The 22,957-nt window shown below is 73.0% G+C and carries 18 protein-coding genes; 11 read left to right on the top strand and 7 right to left on the bottom strand.

Going from position 1 to position 22,957, the window contains the following annotated elements:
• Positions 1-2 precede the first annotated feature (2 nt).
• Positions 3-584 carry a Uma2 family endonuclease gene (locus tag EMA09_RS10080; RefSeq protein WP_129840734.1) on the bottom strand — a complete coding sequence of 194 codons (582 nt, stop codon included), beginning with the start codon at positions 582-584 and terminating at the stop codon, positions 3-5.
• Between the two features lie 380 nt (positions 585-964).
• On the opposite strand from EMA09_RS10080, the gene EMA09_RS10075 reads away from it, so the two are divergent.
• A complete protein-coding gene (locus tag EMA09_RS10075; RefSeq protein ID WP_129840733.1) occupies positions 965-2,542 on the top strand; it encodes a S8 family serine peptidase in 1,578 nt (525 codons plus the stop codon).
• Positions 2,543-2,578: 36 nt separating this feature from the next.
• Here the strand turns inward: EMA09_RS10075 and EMA09_RS10070 are convergent, their stop codons facing one another.
• The gene (locus EMA09_RS10070) at positions 2,579-3,523 is read right to left on the bottom strand and encodes a cation diffusion facilitator family transporter (protein WP_129840732.1); all 945 of its coding nucleotides are present in this window, start codon (positions 3,521-3,523) and stop codon (positions 2,579-2,581) included.
• A gap of 199 nt (positions 3,524-3,722) precedes the next feature.
• Between EMA09_RS10070 and EMA09_RS10065 the strand changes: the two genes are divergently transcribed.
• Complete coding sequence (locus tag EMA09_RS10065) at positions 3,723-4,475, top strand: GntR family transcriptional regulator (protein WP_129840731.1); 753 nt, start codon at positions 3,723-3,725, stop codon at positions 4,473-4,475.
• A gap of 32 nt (positions 4,476-4,507) precedes the next feature.
• Here EMA09_RS10065 and EMA09_RS10060 read toward each other — a convergent pair whose 3' ends face one another.
• The 4 genes from EMA09_RS10060 to EMA09_RS10045 form a co-directional block, all read right to left on the bottom strand.
• Complete coding sequence (locus EMA09_RS10060) at positions 4,508-7,003, bottom strand: SpoIIE family protein phosphatase (RefSeq protein WP_129840730.1); 2,496 nt, start codon at positions 7,001-7,003, stop codon at positions 4,508-4,510.
• Positions 7,004-7,059: 56 nt separating this feature from the next.
• A complete protein-coding gene (locus EMA09_RS10055; RefSeq protein ID WP_129840729.1) occupies positions 7,060-7,263 on the bottom strand; it encodes an SPOR domain-containing protein in 204 nt (67 codons plus the stop codon).
• Positions 7,264-7,359: 96 nt separating this feature from the next.
• Positions 7,360-8,949: a TPM domain-containing protein gene (locus EMA09_RS10050; RefSeq protein ID WP_129840728.1), complete on the bottom strand. Its 1,590-nt coding sequence runs from the start codon at positions 8,947-8,949 to the stop codon at positions 7,360-7,362.
• Between the two features lie 69 nt (positions 8,950-9,018).
• On the bottom strand, positions 9,019-9,624 hold the full coding sequence (locus EMA09_RS10045; RefSeq protein ID WP_129840727.1) for a TetR/AcrR family transcriptional regulator: 606 nt from the start codon (positions 9,622-9,624) through the stop codon (positions 9,019-9,021).
• 73 nt (positions 9,625-9,697) lie between these two features.
• Here EMA09_RS10045 and EMA09_RS10040 point away from each other — a divergent pair, with 73 nt between their 5' ends.
• The 3 genes from EMA09_RS10040 to typA all read left to right on the top strand — a co-directional run bounded on the left by EMA09_RS10040 (position 9,698) and on the right by typA (position 14,591).
• On the top strand, positions 9,698-10,438 hold the full coding sequence (locus tag EMA09_RS10040; protein ID WP_129840726.1) for an SDR family oxidoreductase: 741 nt from the start codon (positions 9,698-9,700) through the stop codon (positions 10,436-10,438).
• A 111-nt stretch (positions 10,439-10,549) separates the two neighbouring features.
• Complete coding sequence (locus EMA09_RS10035; RefSeq protein WP_129840725.1) at positions 10,550-12,577, top strand: ABC transporter family substrate-binding protein; 2,028 nt, start codon at positions 10,550-10,552, stop codon at positions 12,575-12,577.
• Between the two features lie 145 nt (positions 12,578-12,722).
• Positions 12,723-14,591: a translational GTPase TypA gene (gene typA / locus EMA09_RS10030; RefSeq protein WP_129840724.1), complete on the top strand. Its 1,869-nt coding sequence runs from the start codon at positions 12,723-12,725 to the stop codon at positions 14,589-14,591.
• A gap of 43 nt (positions 14,592-14,634) precedes the next feature.
• Here typA and EMA09_RS10025 read toward each other — a convergent pair whose 3' ends face one another.
• On the bottom strand, positions 14,635-15,498 hold the full coding sequence (locus EMA09_RS10025; RefSeq protein WP_129840723.1) for a sialidase family protein: 864 nt from the start codon (positions 15,496-15,498) through the stop codon (positions 14,635-14,637).
• 465 nt (positions 15,499-15,963) lie between these two features.
• Between EMA09_RS10025 and EMA09_RS10020 the strand changes: the two genes are divergently transcribed.
• The 6 genes from EMA09_RS10020 to EMA09_RS09995 all read left to right on the top strand — a co-directional run bounded on the left by EMA09_RS10020 (position 15,964) and on the right by EMA09_RS09995 (position 22,954).
• Complete coding sequence (locus tag EMA09_RS10020; RefSeq protein ID WP_129840722.1) at positions 15,964-17,601, top strand: ABC transporter substrate-binding protein; 1,638 nt, start codon at positions 15,964-15,966, stop codon at positions 17,599-17,601.
• A gap of 4 nt (positions 17,602-17,605) precedes the next feature.
• Positions 17,606-18,529 carry an ABC transporter permease gene (locus EMA09_RS10015; RefSeq protein WP_129840721.1) on the top strand — a complete coding sequence of 308 codons (924 nt, stop codon included), beginning with the start codon at positions 17,606-17,608 and terminating at the stop codon, positions 18,527-18,529.
• A complete protein-coding gene (locus EMA09_RS10010) occupies positions 18,522-19,478 on the top strand; it encodes an ABC transporter permease (protein WP_129840720.1) in 957 nt (318 codons plus the stop codon). Before EMA09_RS10015 ends, EMA09_RS10010 begins: the two co-directional genes overlap by 8 nt.
• 39 nt (positions 19,479-19,517) lie before the next feature.
• Positions 19,518-20,558 carry an ABC transporter ATP-binding protein gene (locus tag EMA09_RS10005; RefSeq protein WP_129840719.1) on the top strand — a complete coding sequence of 347 codons (1,041 nt, stop codon included), beginning with the start codon at positions 19,518-19,520 and terminating at the stop codon, positions 20,556-20,558.
• A complete protein-coding gene (locus tag EMA09_RS10000) occupies positions 20,551-21,594 on the top strand; it encodes a dipeptide ABC transporter ATP-binding protein (RefSeq protein ID WP_168220687.1) in 1,044 nt (347 codons plus the stop codon). Before EMA09_RS10005 ends, EMA09_RS10000 begins: the two co-directional genes overlap by 8 nt.
• Positions 21,595-21,937: 343 nt before the next feature.
• Complete coding sequence (locus tag EMA09_RS09995) at positions 21,938-22,954, top strand: ABC transporter permease (RefSeq protein ID WP_129840717.1); 1,017 nt, start codon at positions 21,938-21,940, stop codon at positions 22,952-22,954.
• The last annotated feature ends 3 nt before the right edge of the window (positions 22,955-22,957 follow it).

Genomic DNA, 22,957 nt, shown 5'->3' with positions numbered 1-22,957 from the left:
GATCAGGGACGGGAGGGCGGGAGGAGCTTGTCCAGGTCCACGGCGATCTCGAACGGGACGGGGCGCCGCAGGTGCCCGCGGAAGATTCCGGCGGGCGCGTAGGCACCGGTCGGCCCGTCCAGCTCGTACACGTGGACGACGGGTGACCCGCCCTCCTCCTCGACGCACCAGTAGTGCGGGATACCGGCCTCCGCGTACTTGCGCAGTTTGACCGTGCGGTCACGGTGGGCCGACTCGGGAGAGACGACCTCGACGACGAGCAGCACGTCCTCCGGCGCGAACCACGTGCGGTCGCCCGTGAAATCGACGGTCGTCAGCAGGAGGTCCGGCTCGGGGCGATTGCGCGCGTCGAGCCTGATCGACATCTCGCGGCCGACTCTCGTCCCTGCTGGTGCCTGCTCCATCAGAGCGACGGCGAGCATGGTGATGAGGTGGCCGTGCCACCACCTCTGCGGCGACATCATGAAGACGAGGGCTCCGTCGATCAGTTCGGTGTGGCGCGGTGCTTCCGGCAGGTGGTCCAGATCGTCCGCGAACCAGCCTTCCGCGTGCGGCGGGCTCATCCAGTCGGGCAATGCGGTCATGGGGCAACCGTAGCGTCTTCCCCCGGTGCCGTACCTGCCTTGTTGGCGGATGCCCTCGGGGTTCGGCCGCCGGTCCGTGTCCTGGGGTGGTGCGGGGCGTGCGGTGCTGGTGGGGTGGGAGGCCGGAGTCTCGAAAGCTGACGGAAAACGTAACAACAGCCGCCGTGGCGGTGAGTGGTACGGCCGTGACCTGCGGTGGTCGTCCTGTCTGATATTTCGTGGAGTTGTCCGATCCGTGACGCCGGGCATTGAGGTCTTGTCAACTTCTGTGCGGGCTCGGATCATTCCTCGTGACGGTCGTCGCGCCCGGGAATGTCATGAGCACGACAGGTGTGGCGCCGTCCTCTTCCAGCGCACCACCGATGAGGAGGAACCCCTCGATGGCAGTGTTGCGATTCCCCGGCGGGCCGCGGGCCTGGAGCACGGCGGCGGTCGCCGCCCTCCTGGCCCTCGGGGCCGGCGCGCTCGTGCCGGCCGCCGCGCAGGCCGCCGGCGGTCCGGCGGCGGTCATAGCGAACGCCGGGGCCGAGGACACCGTGGCGGGCAGCTACGTCGTCCAGCTCAAGGACTCGGCGTTCTCCGCCGCGTCCGTCCGCGCCGAGGCCCTGGCCGAACGGCACGACGCGGTGGTCACCAGCGTCTACACCCACGCGATCAACGGCTTCGCGGCCGAGATGGGCGAGGCCGACGCCCTCGCCCTGGCCGCCGACCCGGCCGTGGAACGGATCGTCCAGAACACCGTCCACCACGTGGACGACACCCAGACCGACCCCCCGTCCTGGGGTCTCGACCGCATCGACCAGCCGTACCTGCCGCTGGACGACGGCTACACGTACGACTCGGCGGGCGCGGGCGTCACCGTGTACGTCATCGACACCGGTGTCCGCGTCACGCACGAGGACTTCGGCGGGCGCGCCAGCGTCGGGTTCGACGCGTTCGGCGAGGACGGTCTCGACGGGTACGGCCACGGCACGCATGTCGCGGGCACGGTCGCCGGCGAGGACTACGGCGTCGCCAAGGAGGCCGACATCGTCTCCGTGCGCGTCCTGGACGACGACGGGTACGGCACCACCGAGTCCGTCGTCGCCGGCATCGACTGGGTGACCGGCGACGTGGACGGCCCCGCCGTCGCGAACATGAGCCTGGGCGGCGGCGCCGACGCGGTGCTGGACGAGGCCGTCGAGAACTCCATCGACGCGGGCGTCGTCTACGCGGTCGCCGCCGGCAACGACTACGGCGACGACGCGGGGGGCAGCTCCCCGGCCCGTGTCGAGGCCGCCATCACGGTGGGGTCGAGCGACTCGTCCGACGGTGTGTCGTCCTTCTCGAACGTCGGCAGCGTCCTGGACCTCTTCGCGCCCGGGACCGGCATCACCTCGGCCTGGAACGGCAGCGACACCGACGAGGACACCATCTCCGGCACCTCCATGGCGACCCCGCACGTGGCCGGCGCCGCGGCCCTCTTCCTGGGCGAGAACCCGTCCGCCACGCCCGCCGAGGTCGAGGACGAACTCGTCGGCACGGCGGTGTGGGGCCAGCTCTCCGGCGTGCCCGCCGACACGCCGAACGCGCTGCTGCACACCGGCGGCCAGGGCGGCGGCGCCCCCGAGGAGCCGACCGGCCCCGAGTTCACCAGCGACACGGAGGTGGCCATCGAGGACAACAGCACCGCCGAGTCCACGATCGACGTGTCGGGCGTCGGCACGCTCACGGGCGTCTTCCAGGCGGAGATCCACATCACCCACACCTGGGTCGGTGACCTGACGGTCGAACTGACCGCGCCCGACGGCACCTCGCTCGTCCTGCGCGACCAGACGGGCGGCTCCGCCGAGAACATCGACACCGTCTACACCCTGAACGGCGCCGGCATCGACGCCGACGGGACGTGGACGCTCGCCGTCACGGACAACGCGAGCCTGGACGAGGGCACCCTCGACTCCTGGTCGCTCCAGTTCTGACCCGGCGCCGCCGCCGGCGGGCGGGCGCGGGCGCCGCTACGCGTCCGCCGCACGCTCCGCCGGCGGGGTCTGCTGGCGCAGGATGTCCGGCTCCAGGTAGATGACGCGCGCGATCGGCACGGCCGAGCGGATACGGGCCTCGGCCGCGTCGATCGCCGCGGCGACGGTGGCCGCGTCGTCGTCGTGCTCGACGGCGATCTTGGCGGCGACCAGCAGCTCGTCCGGCCCCAGGTGCAGCGTCCGCATGTGGATGACGCCCGTGACGGTGACCCCGTCCACGGCGGCCGCGCGGATCTTCAGGACCGACTCCTTGCCCGCGGCCTCGCCGAGGAGCAGCGACTTCGTCTCCGCCGCGAGGACCAGCGCGATGGCGATCAGCAGGACGCCGATGCACAGGGTGCCGACGCCGTCCCACACACCCTCGCCCGTGGCCATGGCCATCAGCACGCCGCCCAGGGCCAGCACCAGGCCGATGAGGGCGCCGAGGTCCTCCAGCAGCACGACGGGCAGCTCGGGCGCCTTGGCCGTACGGACGAACCCGGCCCACGACTGCGTGCCGCGCGTCTCGTTCGACTCCTTGATGGCGGTGCGGAACGAGAAGCCCTCCGCGATGATCGCGAACACCAGCACGCCGACCGGCCAGTACCAGTGCTCCAGCTCGTGCGGGTGGCGGATCTTCTCGATGCCCTCGTAGAGCGCGAAGACGCCGCCGACCGAGAAGAGGACGATCGAGACGAGGAAGGCGTAGATGTACCGCTCGCGGCCGTAGCCGAAGGGGTGCTCCTCGCTGGCCGCGCGCTTGGCGCGCTTGCCGCCGAGCAGGAGGAGCGCCTGGTTGCCGGAGTCGGCGAGGGAGTGGACGCCCTCGGCGAGCATGGAGGACGACCCGCTGAACGCCGCCGCCACGAACTTGCTCACGGCGATGGCCAGGTTGGCTCCCAACGCGGCGACGATGGCCTTCGTTCCGCCTGACGCGCTCATGGTCGGTGGGTCCCCCTTCGGACAGCTTCGGTTGTCGGCGGCACATTCTTGCAGGGGTCGGGGCGTGCGGGGGACGAGCGGGTCCGCGGGCGGCAGGACCGGCGGTCATCACTTCGGGTGAAACTCTGGCCGTTCCTTTGCGGCGGGCGACGGAGCGTCGTCATCCTGTTGCCGATGGTCAACAACATCGGGAGGGTCGATGGCGTTCGGTGAGCAGCCCGCGTACCTCCGCGTCGCGGACGAACTCAGGGCACAGATCGCCGACGGCAGGCTGCCGCCGCACACGAGGCTGCCGTCCCAGGCGAGCATCAGGGCGGCCTACGGCGTGTCCGACACGGTGGCGCTGGAGGCGCGCAAGGTGCTCATGGCGGAGGGGCTGGTGGAGGGCAGGTCCGGGTCCGGCACCTATGTGCGCGAGCGGCCCGTCCCCCGGCTCATCCACCGCAGCGGCCACCGCGTCCTCGGCCGCAACTCGCCCTTCCGCCAGGAGCAGACCGACGAGTGCGTGCGGGGTACCTGGGAGGGCGACAGCGAGCGGGAGGACGCGTCGCCCGCCGTCGCGCGGCGGCTGCGGATCGAGCCGGGCGAGCGTGTCGTCTGCACCCGGTACGTCTTCCGGTACGGCACCGAGGCCGTGATGATGTCGACGTCCTGGGAGCCGATGAGCGTGACCGGCAGGACGCCCGTGCTGCTGCCGGAGCACGGTCCGCTGGCCGGGCGCGGTGTGGTCGAGCGGATGGCGGCGATCGACATCGAGGTGGACAGCGTCTCCGAGGAGGTCGGCGCCCGGCCGGCGCTCACCCGGGAGGCGGAGGTGCTGGGCGGGCTGCCGGGCCATCCGGTGCTCGTCATCGAGCGGACGTACCGGGCCGGCGCCCTGCCGGTGGAGACGGCGGACGTCGTCGTGCCGGCGGACCGCTTCCGGCTCTCCTACCACCTGCCGGTGCGGTAGGGCCGGTCCGCCGGCGGGCGGCGCCGCGGGTGTCAGCCGGGCAGGCCCAGCTCGAACCAGACCGTGCGGCCGATGGGTCCCTCGCGCGTCCCCCAGCGGCGGGACTCGGCCGCGACCAGCGGCAGGCCGCGCCGGCTCTCGTCGTCCAGCGCCGACGCCGTGTCGCGCACCGGGTCCGGCACGGGGTCGGTCACCTCGATGAGCAGGGTCGTGCTGTGGACCATGCGCAGGGAGATGGGGCCGCGCGTGTAGCGGCTGGCGTTGCCGATGAGTTCGGCGACGAGCCGCTCGGCCCGGGGGCACAGGGCTTCGAGGCCCCACTGCGCGAGGGTGGCGCGGACCCGGCCCTTCGCGTTGTCGGACGCCGGCAGCCCCGCGGGGAACGTCCAGGTGCCCACCCGGTCGTCGGGCAGCGCGCCGAGCCGGGCGACGAGCAGCGCCAGGTCGTCCGAGTCGCGTCCGGCGTCCTTCGGGCGGAGCGAGCGGATCACCGTGTCGCAGACGCCCTCCAGCGGTGTCGCCGGCCCGATCGACCGGGTCAGCACCTCACCGAGCCGCGCCACGCCCTCCGTGATGTCCTTGTCCCGCTCCTCGACCAGGCCGTCCGTGTAGAGGGCGAGCACGCTGCCCTCCGCCACCTCGATCCGCAGCTCGTCGAACGGCACGCCGTCCACGCCGAGCGGCGCGCCGGACGGCAGGTCCAGGGGGCGCGCGACCCAGTGGCCGGTGGCCGGGTCCTCGCAGACCAGGACCGGCGGCAGGTGCCCGGCCTTCGCCAGCGTGCAGACGCGGGTGCCCGGGTCGTAGGCGGCGTACAGGCAGGTCGCCATCACCGGGTCGTCGGGGCGCTGCGCGATGTCGCGGCCGAGCTGGTTCAGGCGGTGCAGGAGCCGGGCGGGCGCGAGGTCGAGCCCGGCGAGGGTGCGGACGGCCGTGCGGAGCTGGCCCATGAGCGCGGCGGCGCGCAGCCCGTGGCCCGTGACGTCGCCGATGACGAACGCCACCCGTCCGCCGGTCAGCGGGATCACGTCGAACCAGTCGCCGCCGATCTCCGCGCCGCTGCTGCTCGGCACGTAGCGGTGCGCCGCCTCGATGCCCGGCAGCTCGGGCAGGGACTGCGGCAGCAGGCTGCGCTGGAGCGTGAGGGCGCCCTCGCGCTCGCGGACGTAGAGGCGGGCGTTGTCCAGGGAGATGCCGGCGCGGGCGGCCAGTTCCAGGGCGAGCGTCAGGTCCTCGCGGTCGAAGCCCGCGCGCTCCCCGGCGCGGCTCACGACCAGGAGGCCGAGGGCGCGGCCCCGGGCGCGGAGCGGGACGGTGAGCATCGAGTGGATGCCGAGCGCCTCGACGGCGGGTCCCATGGGGTCGCCCGGCGCGACGGCGGCGAGCAGTTGCTCCCGTGTCTCGGCGAGGTGGGGCGTGCCGGTGGCCAGGACGGGGCCGAGCACGGAGCCGGGGCGGAAGACGATCTCGTCGCCGTCCTCGTGGGACACGCGCAGCATCCGGTCCACGGCGGGGTCGTGCCGCTTGGCGGCGACGGCGATCTGGACGAGGCGCGCGTCGATGCCCTCGCCGACGTCGGGCGGGTCGCCGCCGGATGCGACGGGGACGAGGAGTTCGACCCCCGCGTAGTCGGCGAAGCGGGGCACGAGGGCGAGGGTCAGCGCCTCCCCGATGCGGCGGACGTCGAGGAGGTCGCCCAGGGCGATGCCGACGTCGTCGAGGAGCGCGAGCCGCTGCCGGGCGCGTTCGATGTCGGCCAGGGCCTCGCGGCGTTCCGAGATGTCGAGGACGGTGCAGCTCACGCCGAGGGTCCGGCCGGCGCGGTCGGTGAGGCGGCCGAAGGACACGGAGTGCGCGCCGCGTCCGTCGGGGGACGCCGTCACGAGGTCGCCGATGGGCTGGCCGGTGCGCAGGACGGCGCGCTGGATGCGGTGGAGTTCCTCGCCGACGGGGGAGGGGAGGACGTCCAGGACGGTGCGGCCGGTCAGGTCGGCGGCCGGGATGCCGTACAGGCGGGTCAGGGCCTCGTTGACGCGCGTGTAGCGCTGCTCGGTGTCGAACAGGGCGATGCCGATGGGGGACGAGGTGAAGAGGGCGTCGAGGGCGGCCGCGTTCCGTTCCAGGAGGTGGAGGGGGCGGGCGCCCGCGATGTCGGCCAGGACGCGGAGGGTGCCGTCGCCGTCCCTGGCGGGCCAGGCCCGGACGGCCAGCTCGACGGTGTGTCCGTCCCGGTGGCGCAGCGGGAGGGTGCCGCGCCAGCGGTGGTCCCGCAGCAGCGCGCGCAGGAGGCCGGTGCCCCGGGCTGCGGGGTGGCCGGGGGGCAGGAGGCCGGCCAGCCGCATGCCGGTCGCCTCGTGCTCGGACCAGCCGAGGAGGTCCGTGGCCGGGGCGGTCCACAGGTGGACGGTCCCGCGCGCGTCGAGGGCGACGGTGCCCAGGGGCAGCAGGTCGAGGAGGGAGCGCGGGCTGCCCGCCGGGCCCGTGGTGGCCGAGTCCCGGCCACCCGGTTCGGAAGGTTCAGTGCTCACCGCCGGCCCCCGTCGGGTCTGGGTTGAATATCCCTTATGCCCGATTGTGCCTGGGGTCAGCCCTGGGCGCGGCCCGCGATGTCCACGCGTTCCACGACATACCGGGCCGGAGCACCGGCCGCGTGCGCCCCGGCGCTCGTCCGCAGCCGCTGGACGAGCCGCTGCGCCTCGGCGCGTGTGGCGCAGTGCCCTATGCGGTACCGGCCGCCGTTCTCGTCCTGCCGGATGACCTGCCACGGCTGCAGGTTGATGGCGTTCATTCATCACCCCCGATCTGCATATGCCAGACCATACGCCAGCGCCTCACCCAGCGAACAGGGGCGGGGGGAAGGGCCGGTGGGCGTGTGCGGGACCGGTCAGACGAGGGTGCCCGCGTCGTGCTCGACGTGCCCCGCGGCCTCGTGGGCGAGGGCGTCGGCGCGGCGCGCGGCGCGCAGGGCGGCGGCCGGGTCGCCGGGGGCCGCGCGCTCCGCCTCGTCCAGTGCCCGCGCGGCCGCCGCCACGCGGAGGCGGGCCGCGCTGCCCACGCTCTCGCGGTGGGCGGTCAGCAGGGCGTCGGCCCAGGCCAGCTCGCTGCGGGCGAGCAGCAGGGCGGCGTCGAGCAGGTCCCGTGCGCCCCCGCCGCGCGCTCCCGGGCCGCGGTCGCCGCTCCCGGCGGCGACGAGGTCCCGCAGGACGTCGAACGGGTCGCCGTCCGGGCGTGCGCCGATGGGCGCGGGCACCTCACCGTGCGCCGTGTCGTGGGTGGTGCGCGCCCGGAGCGCGGCGATGGCGTTCGCCCGATCCCGTGACCGCCGCGCGACGGCCGCGTGCAGGGTCTCCGCCTGGACGAGCGCCGACTGGGCCGCCCGGGCGGAACGGGACGCGGCCCCGCCGTCGCCGGCCGCGGCCGACCGCAGCGCCCGGTGCAGGGCCACCGTGGCCTGGGACAGCCGGCCCGCGGCGGCCGAACCGCGCCGGACCCGGAGGGCGGCGGCGCGCTCCCGGGCGGCGTCCAGCGTGCCGGCCGGGTCGCGGGGCGGGGCGGAGGCGAGGTGGTCGCGTGCCTCGGCGCACCGTTCGGCCGCCCGGACCAGCAGGCGGCGGCGTGCCGCCCGGCCGCCGTGGAACGCCGGGTCGTCCAGCCGGTACCTGGCGCGCAGCGCCGCGTCGGCCGCGGCGGCGGCCGACGAGAGGGCCGCGACGGCCGCGGGGGGCGGGTCCGGGTCGAACGACAGCTCGGCGGCACGCGTCCGGACGGCGTCGTCCACGTCGATGAGGAGGCCGCGGACCTGGGTGTCGAGTTCCGGCACGGCGGGGCCGGTGCGGGCGCCCTCCGGCGGCAGGCCGCGTTCGGCGTGCCGGATGAGGCCGGCCACCAGGAGCCCGGCCACCGCCACCAGGACGGCGGGGACGATCCAGTCGCCCACCGCGAAGCCGCCCCCATCGCCCGTGTCGGGCACGCCCTGCGTGAGGCGCGGAGCCGGCACCGGCTCGCCGGCGGCGGCCGCGGCGTACCCGTCGGCGGCGCCGATGGCCGCGCCGGCCCAGTCGGAACGGCGCAGGGCCGGCGCGATCGCGACCCGTTCGACCTCGGCGAGGTCGCCGGCCGACAGCCCGGAGTGCACGGCCGCCGAGACCGCGTGCCGCCGCTCGCGGGTCGCGACGGCGAGGAGCAGGTCGCGGGCGCCCAGCTCGTTGCGCTCGGCGACGGCGTCCGCCCATGACCGGGGCTCGTGACCGGAGAAGTCCCGTACGTAGACCACCAGGAGCCGGTGGCCGCCCGCCGCTCCGAGCCGCTCCAGGGCGCCGCGCACGGCGGCCGCGCGGTCGCCGAGGACGTCGGACCGGTCGGTGACCCCGGTGTCCCGGTCGAGGTCCACCGTGTCCTCGGCCAGGGCGCCGGGGGCGGGCGGGACGAGCAGCAGCGCGGCGGCCAGCGCGACGGCGGCCGCCCGTCCTCGCATCCGGTCCACCTTTCGCGCGGCCCCCCCTCACGACCGTAGGCGCGGTGGCCGGACGCCGCACCCGCGCGGTCAGCCGGCGTTCAGCGCGGCGAGGACCTCGGCGACCAGCGGTTCGTCCAGGGGTTCGTCCGTCGTGAGGACGCGGTACCACAGGACGCCGAAGACGAGGTCGGGCACCGTCGCCGGCGCCGGCCGGTCCGGCAGGTCGCCCCGCCGTGCCGCCCGGTCGACGACGACGCGCAGCGCGGCCCGCCGCTGGGCGAGGAAGCGGGAGCGGAACCGCGCGCCGAACTCCTCGTCGGTCAGGGACTGGGCCATCAGGGCGCGCAGCAGCCGGTTCACCTCGGGCCTGGAGGCGAGGGCGTAGGTGTCGCGCAGGAACGCCCGGAGGTCCGCGCCGTACGAGCCGTGGTCGGCGACCGTGACGTACAGCGCGCCCTTGGCGAGCGCGGCGTCCATCAGGACGTCGGCCTTGGTCGGCCACCAGCGGTAGATCGTCTGCTTGCCGCAGCCGGCGCGGCGCGCGATGCCCTCGATCGTGAGGTCGGCCCAGCCCTTCTCGGTGAGCAGCGCGACGGCGGCCCGCAGGATCGCGAGCCGGCTCTCCTCGCTGCGCGGCCGGCCCGGCCCCGGCGTGGCGGGGGCGGGCGTGGGGCGGTCGTGTGGTGTCGGCACGGTCCCATGCTATAACGAGACGTGACGGTTCGAAATTGTCTCCCGGCCGTCCCGCACCGATGAGAGGTCCGCCATGTCCCGTTCCACCTCGTCCTCGACCCCCACCGCCCTGGTCGTCGGCGGCACGTCCGGCACAGGGCTGGCGACCGCCCGCCTCCTCGCCGGGCGCGGCGACACCGTCCACGTGACCGGCAGGACGGCCGCCCGCGTCGAGGCGCTGGCCGCGTCCGACCCGGGCCTGACCGCCCACGCCGCCGACGCCGCCGACGCGGACCGCATGGCCGGGGTCGGCGATGCGGTCGGCACCATCGACCGGCTGGTGCTCGCCAGCAGCGGCGGCGACGGCGCAGGACCGCTCGCCGACCTCGACCTGGCCGTGCTGCGCGGCGCGTTCGAGGCGAAGCTGTGGGGCCAGCTCACCTCGCTCAGGACCCTGCTGCCGCGGCTCGCGCCGGACGCGTCGGTCACCTTCGTCAGCGCCATATCCGCCCGCGCCGCGCTGCCCGGCACCGCGGGCCTCGCCGCGGTGAACGGCGCGATCGAGGCCATGGTCCGCCCCCTCGCCGTCGAGCTGGCGCCCCGCCGCGTGAACGCCGTCTCGCCCGGGGTCGTGGACACGCCCTGGTGGAGCGCCCTCCCGGAGGACGCCAGGCGGGCGTACTTCGAGCAGGTGGCCGCCGCCCTGCCGGTCCGCCGGGTCGCGACCGCCGAGGACATCGCCGAGACGGTCGCGCTGGCCGCGACCAACCGCAACCTCACCGGGACGGTGCTGGAGACGGACGGCGGCGCCCGGCTCGTCGGGCCTCTCGGCTGAGCGGGTGGCCGGTCCGCCGTCACCGCCGTGTCCCCTGGCCCCCGGTCGCCGCCACCCCTCAGATGGGGGCTGACGATCTGATCAACGGACCGGTGAGACCGGAGGTGGCGGATGGCAGGCCGTACGGGAGGGCGCGCGTGGTGGGCCGTGTGCGCCGTGGGGCTGATGCTCGCGCCGCTGCTCAGCGCGTGCACCACCCCCACCGAGGACGACACGGTCCCCGTCAGGGCGCTCCAGTCGATCAGCACCGCGCGCCGCTCCCAGCTCCGCAGCGGCGGCACGGTCCGGTGGGCCGTCGACGCGCTCCCGACGACACTGAACGCCTACCAGTTCGGCGCCGACGCGGTCACCGACCGGGTCGCCGAGGCCGTGCTCCCGCACCTGTTCGTCCTCGACGCGGAGGGCCGCCCCCGGCTCGACACGGACTACCTGCGGTCCGCCGAGATCACCGAGCGCGAACCCCGCCAGACCGTCGTCTACACCCTCCACCCGGAGGCCCGCTGGAGCGACGGCCGGCGCGTCGGCGCCGACGACTTCATCGCCCAGTGGCAGGCGCTGAACGGGAAGGACCCGGACTACTGGTCCGCCCGCAACGCCGGCTACGACCGGATCGCCGACGTCCGCGAGGGGCCCGGCGCACACCAGGTCGAGGTGACGTTCAGCCGGCCCTACGCCGACTGGAAGTCCCTCTTCACCCCGCTCTACCCGCGCTCGGTGACCGGCGACCCCGACACGTTCAACGAGGGCGCCCGCGCCGGCCTGGCCGTCTCCGGCGGCCCGTTCGAGGTCGCCGGCGTCGACGAGGACGCCGGGACCGTCACCCTGGCCCGCAACGACGCCTGGTGGGGCGACCCGGCGCTCCTCGACAGCCTCGTCCTGACCGCCGTGCCGCGCTCCGAGCGCCGCGACGCCCTGGCCGCGGGCGAACTCGACGTCGCCGAGATCACCCCCGGGGACGCCGACCGCATCACCGCGGCCCGCCGCGCCCCCGCCCCGAGCGGCTCGGGCGCCACGGACGGGGCCACGGGCGCCGCCACGGCCGACGACGCGGGCGGCGACACGGAGGGGGCCAACGGCGACGGGGACGACGGTGTGCCCCCCGGCGCCGCGCCCAGCCCCGTCACCGCACTCGACGGCCTCGACGCCCTCGCCCGCGCCCACCTCGCCGGCGACGGGGTCGAGCGGGCGGCCGAGACGTACCGGCGTGCCTACGCCGAGGCCGCGCGCGCCCGCGAGCGCCAGCACGCCACCCGCGAGGAGGCCCGCGTCGAGGCGCTGAGCGGCTTCACGGTCCACCGCGCCTACGCGCCCTCCTGGACCCAGCTCACGCTGAACGGCGGCTCGGGCGCCCTCGCCGACGAACGCGTACGGTGGGCCGTCGCCCGCGCCGTCGACCGCGCGGCACTGGCCGGGAAGGTCCACCGCCCCGCGGGACTCCCCGCCCAGCCCCTCGGCAACCACCTGCGCACCCTCGGCCAGCCCGGCTACACCGACAACAGCGACGCCCTGGGCACCCCGGGCGCCGCGTCCGCCGCCGCGCTGCTCGACGAGGCCGGCTGGCGGGCACCCGCGGCAGCCCCCGACGCCAAGCCGGGCAGCGCCGTGCCCCGCGCCAAGGACGGCGAGGACCTCACGCTGCGGTTCGTCGTCCCCGACGGCGAGGACGCCCGGCCGCAGCGCGCCGCGGCGCGCCGGATCGCCACGATGCTCGCCGCGGCCGGCATCCGCGCCGAGCTGACCGAGGTGCCGGCCGCCGACTTCTTCGACGAATGGATCACACCCGGCCGCTTCGACCTCGCGCTGTTCTCCTGGCCGGCGGGCGCCTACCCGGCCACCGAGGCGGCCCCCGTTTTCGCCAAGCCGCGCACCACACCCGGCGGCGACCTCCTGATCGGCCAGAACTACGGCCGCGTCGGGACCGACTACGTCGACCAGCTCCTCGACCAGGCCGCCGGCGCCCTCGACGAGGAGGAGTACGCGGACCTCATCGACCGCGCCGACGCCCGCATCTGGGCGTCCGCGGTGTCCGTGCCCCTCTACCAGCGGCCCCAGCTCGTGGCGGTCGGTGACGGCCTGGCCGGGGTCGGCGCGTTCGGCCTGGCCACGCCGCGCTACCAGGACATCGGCCACCGCCGCTGACGCCGCGCCTGGGAGCGGCGCGGCCGGGGGACGTACGATGGCGGGTGACGCCGGTGCCGCGGTCTGTTCGGGGGAAGCCCCGCCGGGCGGACGATCCCCGCCGAGCCGTCCACGAAACGAACTCGCCCGGGAGAAGCGCCCAGCCATGCCCACGCGCCACGACATCCGCAATGTCGCCATCGTCGCCCACGTCGACCACGGCAAGACGACCCTGGTCGACGCCATGCTCCGGCAGGCGGGGGCGTTCGCCGCCCACCAGCAGGTCGACGACCGCGTCATGGACTCCAACGACCTGGAGCGCGAGAAGGGCATCACCATTCTCGCCAAGAACACCGCCGTCAGGTACCACCCCAAGGGCGGCGGCAGCCCGGTCGTCATCAACATCATCGACACCCCAGGACACGCCGACTTCGGCGGCGAGGTCGAGCGCGGCCTGTCCATGGTGGACGCCGTCGTCCTCCTCGTGGACGCGTCCGAGGGGCCGCTGCCGCAGACCAGGTTCGTCCTGCGCAAGGCCCTCCAGGCCCGCCTGCCGGTCATCCTGTGCGTGAACAAGACCGACCGCTCCGACGCCCGGATCGCCGAGGTCCTGAACGAGACGTACGACCTGTTCCTCGACCTCGACGCGGACGAGGACCAGATCGAGTTCCCCATCGTCTATGCCTGCGCCCGCGACGGCATCGCCTCGCTGACGCAGCCGAAGGACGGCACGGTCCCCTCCGACAGCGACAGCCTGGAGCCGTTCTTCACCACGCTGCTGTCCACCGTCCCCGCGCCCGTGTACGACGAGGACGCCCCGCTCCAGGCGCACGTCACCAACCTGGACGCCGACAACTTCCTCGGCCGCATCGCGCTGTGCCGCGTCCGCCAGGGCACGCTGCGCAAGGGCCAGACCGTCGCCTGGATGAAGCGGGACGGCAGCACGCAGAACGTCCGCATCACCGAGCTGCTGATGACCGACGCCCTGACGCGCAAGCCCGCCGAGGTCGCGGGCCCCGGCGACATCTGCGCGGTCGCCGGCATCCCGGACATCATGATCGGCGAGACGCTCGCCGACCCGGAGAACCCGGCCGCCCTCCCCCTGATCACGGTGGACGAGCCCGCGATCTCCATGACCATCGGCACCAACACCTCGCCGCTCGTCGGCCGCGGCGGCAAGAACCACAAGGTGACCGCCCGCCTGGTGAAGGACCGCCTCGACCGCGAGCTGGTCGGCAACGTCTCGCTGCGCGTCCTGCCCACCGAGCGGCCCGACGCCTGGGAGGTCCAGGGCCGCGGCGAGCTGGCCCTCGCCATCCTGGTGGAGACCATGCGCCGGGAGGGCTTCGAACTGACCGTTGGCAAGCCGGAGGTCGTCACCCGGGAGATCGACGGCAAGGTCCACGAGCCGGTGGAGCGCATGACGATCGACGCACCCGAGGAGCACCTGGGCGCCATCACGCAGCTCATGGCGTCCCGCAAGGGCCACATGGAGACCATGACGAACCACGGCTCCGGCTGGGTCCGCATGGAGTTCCTGGTGCCCTCCCGCGGGCTCATCGGGTTCCGCACCGAGTTCCTGACCGAGACGCGCGGCACCGGCATCGCGCACAGCATCTACGAGACGCACGAGCCGTGGGCCGGCGAGCTGCGCACCCGCAAGAGCGGCTCCCTGGTCGCCGACCGCGCGGGCACGGCCACCCCGTACGCCATGATGAACCTCCAGGAGCGCGGCGTGATCTTCGTCGAGCCCGGCACCGAGGTGTACGAGGGCATGATCGTCGGCGAGAACTCCCGCTCCGACGACATGGACGTCAACATCACCAAGGAGAAGAAGCTCACCAACATGCGGGCCGCGTCGGCCGACACCACCGAGAACCTGGTGCCGCCGCGCAAGCTGTCCCTTGAGCAGTCCCTCGAGTTCTGCCGCGAGGACGAGTGCGTCGAGGTCACGCCCGACGAGGTCCGCATCCGCAAGGTCGTCCTCGACCAGAAGGACCGCGCCCGCACCGCCGCCCGCGCGAAGCGGCAGTGAGGTGACGCCCCGGCCCCCGCGGGGGCCGGGGCCGGACTCCGGGTCAGCCCTCCTCGCTGCCGAGGATCACGGTCCGCCAGGTGAAGCCGTCCGCCGAGAGCCGGTAGTGCCCCGGGTGGTCGACATCGGTCAGCAGGTAGCCGGCCGGCGTCATCCGGGGCCGCTCGGGCGGCCGCCCCGGCCGGTCGACGGTGAACGTCCGCCCGCCGTCCGCGCTGACCCGCACCCCGTCCGTGGCGTAGACGATCAGCCGGCCGTCCGCCGCGGCGATCGGCGTGCCGAGCAGCGCGCCCGTCGGCTCCGCCGCGCCGGCGCTCCAGCGGCGCTCCCAGGTCGCGCCCCCGTCGCCGCTCCAGTGGACGGTGGTGAGGGCCGAGGCGGAGTCCGCCCCGAAGAGGTACAGGCCGTCCCGGCCGGCCTGCAGGAGCAGGTGTGCCGGGGCCTCGCCGCCCTCCGCGGGCGGGCTGGGCAGCAGCTCCCAGCTCTCCCCGTGGTCCCGGCTGACGGCGACGCGCGGGGTGTCCGTGCCGTCCGTGCCGGCGGCCCAGTAGCCGCCGTCCGGCAGGAGCTGCACGTCCCGCAGCAACTCGAGCGGTGGCTGTGCCGCCAGGGTCCGCAGCTCGCCGGTGCCGGGGAGCAGGACGACGAGGCGCGCCGGCCCGTCCCCCCGCCGGGGCCACACGGCGGCGCCGTCGGGCACCGAAGTGATCTCGCCGGACGGCGTCCCGTCCGTCTCCCGCCAGGTCACCGCGCCGTCGGTGCTGATCCAGTCGCGGGGCTCGGCGGCATCGAGGACGGACAGCCGGACGACGCCGTCGCCGGCGGCCCGGTACTCGCGCTCGGCGGTGAGGGCGGCGGCCGGGAGCCGTGGCCCCCGGCGCTGTTCCCAGGCGCCGTCCGCCAGCACGGCGACGCGGTCCTGGCACGGGCGCTCCGGGTCGTCACCCTCGGCGCAGTCGGGGGAGGCGACCGCGACGGCGTCCCGGTCGTCGAGGAAGAGGAGGTCCCAGCCCGCGCCCGGCAGCTCGGGCGCGGAGGGGATGGGGGCGGGGCGGCGGAGGGCGTGGCGTCGAGGTCGGGTGCGGTGGTCGGGGGAGTGGCCTGCTCGTGGTTCCCGTCGTCACCGGCGGCCGTGCAGCCGGTCAGCAGCGCGAGAGCCAGGAACGTCGCAGATAGGACGGCTGAGCTGCTCCTCATGTCCTCGCACCCTAGTGGAGGAGCGGCGTCCGGCATACGGGGGTTTCCGGGCATTGCTCCGCGGCCGGACAGACCCTCGGGTCCCTCCGATGGATGCGCATATCGGGCGCAAAGGTCCTGTCGGTACGTGAATGTGACGTACTGCTGTGAATCTCACTCACCCGAGGAGGCGCCCATGCGCGGCAGCACCCACCTCACGCCCGCTCTCGCCTGTGTGGCGGCGCTCGCCCTGACCGTGACGGCCTGCGGCGGCGGTGGCGGGGACTCCTCGGGCGGCGGCGACGGCGTGGTCCGTGCCTCCTGGGGCGACCCCCAGCACTCGCTGGAGCCCGCCAACACCAACGAGGTGCAGGGCGGCAAGGTCCTGGACATGATCTTCCGCGGCCTGAAGCGCTACGACCCCGATACGGGCGAGGCGAAGAACGCCATGGCCGAGTCGATCGACACCGACGACCAGCAGACGTTCACGATCAAGATCAAGGACGGCTGGAAGTTCAGCGACGGCACGCCCGTCACCGCGCAGTCGTACGTGGACGCGTGGAACTACGGCGCGCACATCGACAACGCCCAGGTCAGCAGCTACTTCTTCCAGTACATCGACGGCTACGACGAGGTCCACCCGAGCGACGAGGACGCCCAGGCGACCGCCGACACGCTCAGCGGCCTCGAAGTCGTGGACGACCACACGTTCCGCGTGCGGCTGAGCCAGCCGTTCTCGCTGTGGCCCGAGACGCTGGGGTACGCCGCCTACTCGCCGCTGCCGCAGTCGTTCTTCGACGACCACGACGCCTGGCTCGACAAACCCATCGGGAACGGGCCGTACGCCATCGACTCGTACCAGCGCAGCCAGAGCATGAAGCTCGTCAAGAACAAGCACTACGGCGGCAGCGACAAGCCGAAGAACGAGGGCGTCGAACTCCGCGTCTACACCGACAACAACACGGCGTACACGGACCTCCAGGCCGGCAACCTCGACCTCGTGGACGACATCCCGGCCTCCCAGCTCGGCAACGCGGAGAAGGACCTCGGCGACCGCTACATCAACCAGCCGGCCGGCATCATCCAGACCGTCTCCTTCCCCATGTACGACGAGAACTGGCAGGGCGAGAACGGCCGCCTGCTGCGCCAGGGCCTGTCGATGGCGATCAACCGCGAGGAGATCACCTCGCGCCTCTACCACGACACCCGCACCCCGGCGACGGACTTCACCTCGCCGGTCCTCGGCGAGTCCGGCGGCTACGAGAAGGGCCTGTGCGGCGAGACCTGCGAGTACGACCCGGACCGCGCCAAGGAGCTGATCGAACAGGCCGGCGGCCTGCCCGGCGGGAAGGTGACCATCACCTCGAACGTCGACACCGGCTCGCACCGCCAGTGGATGGACGCGGTCTGCAACAGCATCAACAACGCCCTCGACGCGTCCAACGCCTGCACGGTGAACCCCGTCGCGACCTTCGCCGACTTCCGCAACCGCGTCCAGGACCACCGGATGACGGGCATGTTCCGCACGGGCTGGCAGATGGACTACCCCCTCATCCAGAACTTCCTCCAGCCGCTCTACTACACGAACGGCTCGTCCAACGACTCCGGCTACAGCTCGCAGGAGTTCGACGACCTCGTGGACAGCGCGAACAGCGCGTCGTCCGAGGAGGAGGCCGTCGACCAGTTCCAGGACGCGGAACGCATCATCGCGGAGGACCTGCCCGCCATCCCCCTGTGGTACCAGAACGGCACCGCCGGCCACTCCGAGCGCGTCCACAACGTGAAGCTGAACGCCTTCTCCGTGCCCGTCTTCACCGACATCACGGTGGACTGACCACGTGGGGCGCTACATCATCCGCCGCCTGCTCCAGATGATCCCGGTCTTCATCGGCGCGACACTGATCATCTTCCTGATGGTCTACGCGCTGGGCGACCCGATCACGGCGCTGTTCGGCGACCGCCAGCCCGACCCCGCCACGGCGCGGGCGCTGCGGGCCGAGTTCAACCTCGACAAGCCGCTGTGGCAGCAGTACCTGCTGTACATGGGGAAGATCTTCACGGGTGACTTCGGCACGGCGTTCAACGGACAGCCCGTCACCGACCTGATGCGCCACGCGTTCCCCATCAGCCTGCGGCTCGCGATCATCGCGCTCGTCCTGGAGATGGTCATCGGCATCGCGCTCGGCGTCATCACGGGCCTGCGCCGCGGCCGTTCGATCGACACGACGGTCCTCGTCCTCACGCTGGTCGTCATCGCGGTGCCGACGTTCGTCCTGGGCACGACCGCGCAGTACTTCTTCGGCGTGCAGCTCGGCTGGGTCGATCCGGCGGTGAGCCCGGAGGCGCCGTTCGGTGAACTCCTGCTGCCCGGCCTCATCCTGTGCCTCGTGTCGCTGGCGTACGTCACGCGCCTGACCCGGACGTCCGTCGGCGAGAACGTCCGCAGCGACTACATCCGCACCGCCGTCGCCAAGGGCCTCCCGCGCCGCCGCATCACCGTGCGGCACCTCCTGCGGAACTCCCTCATCCCCGTCGTCACCTACCTGGGCGCCGACCTCGGCGCTCTCATGGCCGGCGCCATCGTCACCGAGCGCATCTTCAACATCCAGGGCGTCGGCTACCAGCTCTTCCAGGGCATCCTGCGCCAGAACTCGCCCACCGTCGTGGGCTTCGTCGTCGTCCTGGTGCTCATCTTCCTGCTCGCCAACCTGCTGGTCGACCTCCTGTACGCCGTGCTCGACCCGAGGATCCGCTATGCCTGAGCCGCCGCGCCACCCCCTGGGCGCCCAGGAGGACGCCGTCGCCACGGGCCTGACCGCCGGGACCGCCGGAGACGGCGCCGCCACGCCGGAACCCGGCGCCCCCCACGGCCTGTGGCAGGACGCCTGGCGCGACCTGCGCCGCAACCCGATCTTCCTGATCTCCGCCCTGCTGATCCTGTTCCTCGTCCTGATCTCCCTGTGGCCGAGCCTCATCGCCTCGGGGGACCCGAACCACTGCGAGCTGATGCGGTCCCTGGAAGGCCCGTCGGCGGGCCACCCGTTCGGCTTCGACACCCAGGGCTGCGACGTCTACACGCGCACGGTGTACGGCGCCCGCGCGTCGATCGCCGTCGGTGTCTGCGCGACGCTCGGGGTGGCGCTCCTCGGCGCCGTCGTGGGCGGGCTCGCCGGCTTCTTCGGCGGCGCCTGGGACGCCGTGCTGTCCCGCCTCGGCGACGTCTTCTTCGGCATCCCGATGATCCTCGGCGCCATCGTGTTCCTGTCGATGGTCACCCTGACCGGGGTGTGGCCGGTCGTCCTCATCATCGCGGTGCTCGGCTGGCCGCAGATCGCCCGCATCGCGCGCGGCTCGGTCATCACGGCCAAGCAGAACGACTACGTGCAGGCCGCCCGTGCCCTGGGCGCCGGGAACACACGGATGCTGCTGCGCCACATCCTGCCGAACGCCGTCGCCCCGGTCATCGTGATGGCGACGATCATGCTGGGCACGTTCATCGCCCTGGAGGCCACGCTCAGCTACCTGGGGGTGGGCCTGCGGCCGCCGACCGTCTCGTGGGGCGTGGACATCTCGGCGGCGTCGGACGGGATGCAGTTCCGCAACGCGCCGCACATCCTGCTCTACCCGGCGGCCGCCCTCAGCATCACCGTGCTCGCCTTCATCATGCTCGGCGACGCGGTCCGTGACGCCCTCGACCCGAAGCTCCGCTGACCGACCGACCGAACGAACGAACGACCGGGAGGACCGCCCATGCTGCTCGACGTACGGGACCTGCGCGTGGAGTTCCGCACGAGGGAGGGCATCGTGCGGGCCGTCAACGGCGTGACCTACTCGGTGGCCGAGGGCGAGACGCTGGCCGTGCTCGGGGAGTCCGGATCGGGCAAGTCGGTCACCGCGCAGGCCGTGATGGGCATCCTGGACTCGCCGCCGGCCCGGGTCACCGGCGGGCAGGTCCTCTTCCAGGGCCGCGATCTGCTGACCGTGGGCGCCGAGGAGCGGCGGCGGGTGCGCGGCGAGCGGATGGCGATGATCTTCCAGGACGCCCTGTCGTCGCTGAACCCGGTGCTGCCGGTCGGCTACCAGCTCGGGGAGATGTTCCGCGTGCACCGCAAGGCGTCCCGCAAGGAGGCGCGGGAGCGGGCCGTGGAGCTGATGGACCGGGTGCGCATCCCGGCCGCGCGGGCGCGCGTCGGGGACTATCCGCACCAGTTCTCCGGCGGCATGCGGCAGCGCATCATGATCGCGATGGCGCTCGCCCTCGAACCCGACCTGATCATCGCGGACGAGCCGACGACCGCGCTGGACGTGACCGTGCAGGCGCAGGTGATGGACCTGCTCGCCGACCTACAGCGCGAGTACCGGATGGGACTGATCCTGATCACCCACGACCTGGGGGTGGTCGCCGATGTCGCGGACAAGATCGCCGTCATGTACGCGGGCCGGATCGTCGAGAACGCACCGGTCGCCGACCTGTACAAGCGCCCGGCGCACCCGTACACGCGCGGGCTGCTGGAGTCCATCCCGCGCCTCGACCACAAGGGGCACGAGCTGCGGGCGATCAGCGGGCTCCCGCCGAACCTCCTGGCCATCCCGCCGGGCTGCCCGTTCCACCCGCGCTGCCCCCAGGTCCGGGACATGTGCCGGATCGACCCCCCGCCCCCGCTGTACGAGGTGACGTACGCGTCCCGTGACGCCGAGGCGCGGCGCGCGGCCGAACGCGTGCCGCAGGACCCGGAGATCACCGCGCGGAACAGCGCCTGCCACTTCTGGAAGGAGACGGTCGGTGAGTGACACCCCGGCCCACGAGCCGCTGCTCCAGGTCCGCGGCCTGGTCAAGCACTTCCCGCTGACGCAGGGCGTCCTGGTGCGGCGCCGCATCGGCGCGGTGCAGGCGGTGGACGACGTGTCGTTCGACCTGGTGCGGGGCGAGACGCTGGGCGTGGTGGGGGAGTCGGGCTGCGGGAAGTCGACCGTGGCGAAACTCCTGATGCACCTGGAGCAGCCGACCGCCGGGAAGATCATCTACAAGGGCGAGGACATCGCCGGTCTTTCCGGGCGGGCGCTGAAAGCGGTGCGGCGCAATATCCAGATGGTCTTCCAGGACCCCTACACGTCGCTCAATCCGCGGATGACGGTGGGCGACATCGTGGGCGAACCGTTCGAGATCCACCCGGAGGCGGCGCCGAAGGGCGACCGTCGGCGCCGCGTGCGGGAACTCCTGGACGTGGTGGGGCTGAATCCGGAGTACATCAATCGCTATCCGCACCAGTTCTCCGGTGGTCAGCGGCAGCGCATCGGGATCGCGCGCGGTCTCGCGCTGCGCCCGGAAGTGATCATCGCGGACGAGCCGGTTTCGGCGCTCGATGTCTCGGTGCAGGCACAGGTGATCAACCTGATGGAGCGGCTGCAGGACGAATTCGGTCTTTCCTACCTGTTCATCGCGCACGACCTGTCGGTGGTGCGGCATATCTCGGACCGTGTCGCGGTCATGTATCTCGGGAAAATCGTCGAAATCGGCACGGACGCGGAGATCTACGAGCACGCGACGCATCCGTACACCCAGGCGCTGCTGTCGGCGGTGCCCGTGCCGGACCCGGAGGCGCGGGAGCGGCGGGAGCGGATCATTCTCGCGGGCGACGTCCCCTCGCCGGCCGATCCGCCGTCGGGCTGCCGTTTCCGCACGCGCTGCTGGAAGGCGCAGGACCTGTGCGCCGAGGTGGAACCGCCCCTCGCGGTACCGGTTCCGTTCGCGAAGGCATCGGGTCCCGAGGCGCACGAGTCGGCGTGCCATTTCGCCGAGGAACTGCCGGCCGCGACGCGCGCCTGAGGGAAAAGCGCTGCACGGACACCGGGGTGGTGCCGCTCGAGAGCCGCACCACCCCGGTCACGGCACCCGCACGGCCGTGAGCGACAGTGTGGTGCGTTCGCATATCGGTACCGCGTCACGGGTGTTGCGGCTGTGTTAATCGTCCGGGTCCCGCTATGTGGTCATATTCCGGAGGGACTCGAACAGCGTCAAGCACGGTTTCGCGTCAATCCGCATACCCTTGGCTCACCAATTGGCTTTCATAGGTTTATACCATTGCTTTCTCTTGACGGGTAAGTGTGGGCCTTGCCACAGTCGCGATCTACACGCATCGCATGCATGCCGATCTGTCGGGGGCGCCGTGATGTCCAGCGCAATCCAGGTGGGGGCGGGGGTGCCCGATCCCGTCGAGGCCGGTGCCACGCCGCCCGCCGAACCGGGGCTCGTCGGGCGGTCGCCCGGCCAGTTGATGTGGCGCCGGTTCCGGCGTGACCGGACAGGTGTGATCTCCGCCTGTGTCGTGCTGTTCTTCTTCCTGATCGGCCTGCTCGCACCGGTGATGGCGAAGCTGTACGGGAAGGATCCGTACACCCGCTACGGACAGCTCGAACCGGGTCTGCTCAACGAGTACGGCTATCCGGTCAAGCCCAACGGCGGCATGGACGGCGAGTTCTGGTTCGGCCTCGAACCTGGCACCGGACGCGATGTCCTCACCGAACTCCTCTACGGGATCCGCACCTCGCTGTTCGTCGCCCTCGCGGTGACGGTGCTCGCCGTTCTCACCGGCATCGTCCTCGGTATCGCCGCCGGATACCTCGGCGGCCGGTGGGACTTCCTCATCAGCCGGCTCACCGACACGCTCATGGCGTTCCCCCAGCAGCTCTTCTTCGTCGCCTTCCTCCCCATCATCACCACCCTCTTCGTGGAGCCGCGGGAGGAGACCCCGGTGTGGGTCAAGGTGCTGAGCGTCATCACCGTGCTGTGGATCCTCGGCTGGATGACGCTGGGACGCATCCTGCGGGGCGTCGCCAGCTCGCTGCGGGAGCGGGAGTTCATCGAGGCGGCGAAGGTCAGCGGGGCCTCCCCGTGGCGCATCATCCGCAAGGAGATGCTGCCCAACACGGTCTCCCCGATCCTCGTGCAGGCGACCTACATGCTGCCCAACTTCGTCACCGCGGCGGCGGGCCTGTCCTACCTCGGCGTCGGCATCACCGAACCGACGCCCGACTGGGGCCGGATGTTCGCCACCGCTGCCGAGGTCTACCGCAGCGACATCACCTACATGTTCTTCCCCGGAGTCTCGCTGGTGATCTTCGTCGTCGCCTTCAACCTCCTGGGAGACGCGATCCGGGACGCCTTCGATCCCCGGACCGTGCGATGACCG

Source organism: Streptomyces sp. RFCAC02 (assembly GCF_004193175.1).
Classification (GTDB): domain Bacteria; phylum Actinomycetota; class Actinomycetes; order Streptomycetales; family Streptomycetaceae; genus Streptomyces.
This window is presented reverse-complemented; position numbering and strand designations above follow the sequence as displayed.

Coding starts and splice junctions, on each gene's coding strand:
- EMA09_RS10040 (WP_129840726.1), top strand. CDS start 9,698: ATGTCCCGTTCCACCTCGTCCTCGACCCCCACCGCCCTGGTCGTCGGC.
- EMA09_RS10075 (WP_129840733.1), top strand. CDS start 965: ATGGCAGTGTTGCGATTCCCCGGCGGGCCGCGGGCCTGGAGCACGGCG.
- EMA09_RS09995 (WP_129840717.1), top strand. CDS start 21,938: ATGTCCAGCGCAATCCAGGTGGGGGCGGGGGTGCCCGATCCCGTCGAG.
- EMA09_RS10050 (WP_129840728.1), bottom strand. CDS start 8,949: ATGCGAGGACGGGCGGCCGCCGTCGCGCTGGCCGCCGCGCTGCTGCTC.
- EMA09_RS10080 (WP_129840734.1), bottom strand. CDS start 584: ATGACCGCATTGCCCGACTGGATGAGCCCGCCGCACGCGGAAGGCTGG.
- EMA09_RS10010 (WP_129840720.1), top strand. CDS start 18,522: ATGCCTGAGCCGCCGCGCCACCCCCTGGGCGCCCAGGAGGACGCCGTC.
- typA (WP_129840724.1), top strand. CDS start 12,723: ATGCCCACGCGCCACGACATCCGCAATGTCGCCATCGTCGCCCACGTC.
- EMA09_RS10005 (WP_129840719.1), top strand. CDS start 19,518: ATGCTGCTCGACGTACGGGACCTGCGCGTGGAGTTCCGCACGAGGGAG.
- EMA09_RS10020 (WP_129840722.1), top strand. CDS start 15,964: ATGCGCGGCAGCACCCACCTCACGCCCGCTCTCGCCTGTGTGGCGGCG.
- EMA09_RS10065 (WP_129840731.1), top strand. CDS start 3,723: ATGGCGTTCGGTGAGCAGCCCGCGTACCTCCGCGTCGCGGACGAACTC.
- EMA09_RS10055 (WP_129840729.1), bottom strand. CDS start 7,263: ATGAACGCCATCAACCTGCAGCCGTGGCAGGTCATCCGGCAGGACGAG.
- EMA09_RS10035 (WP_129840725.1), top strand. CDS start 10,550: ATGGCAGGCCGTACGGGAGGGCGCGCGTGGTGGGCCGTGTGCGCCGTG.
- EMA09_RS10070 (WP_129840732.1), bottom strand. CDS start 3,523: ATGAGCGCGTCAGGCGGAACGAAGGCCATCGTCGCCGCGTTGGGAGCC.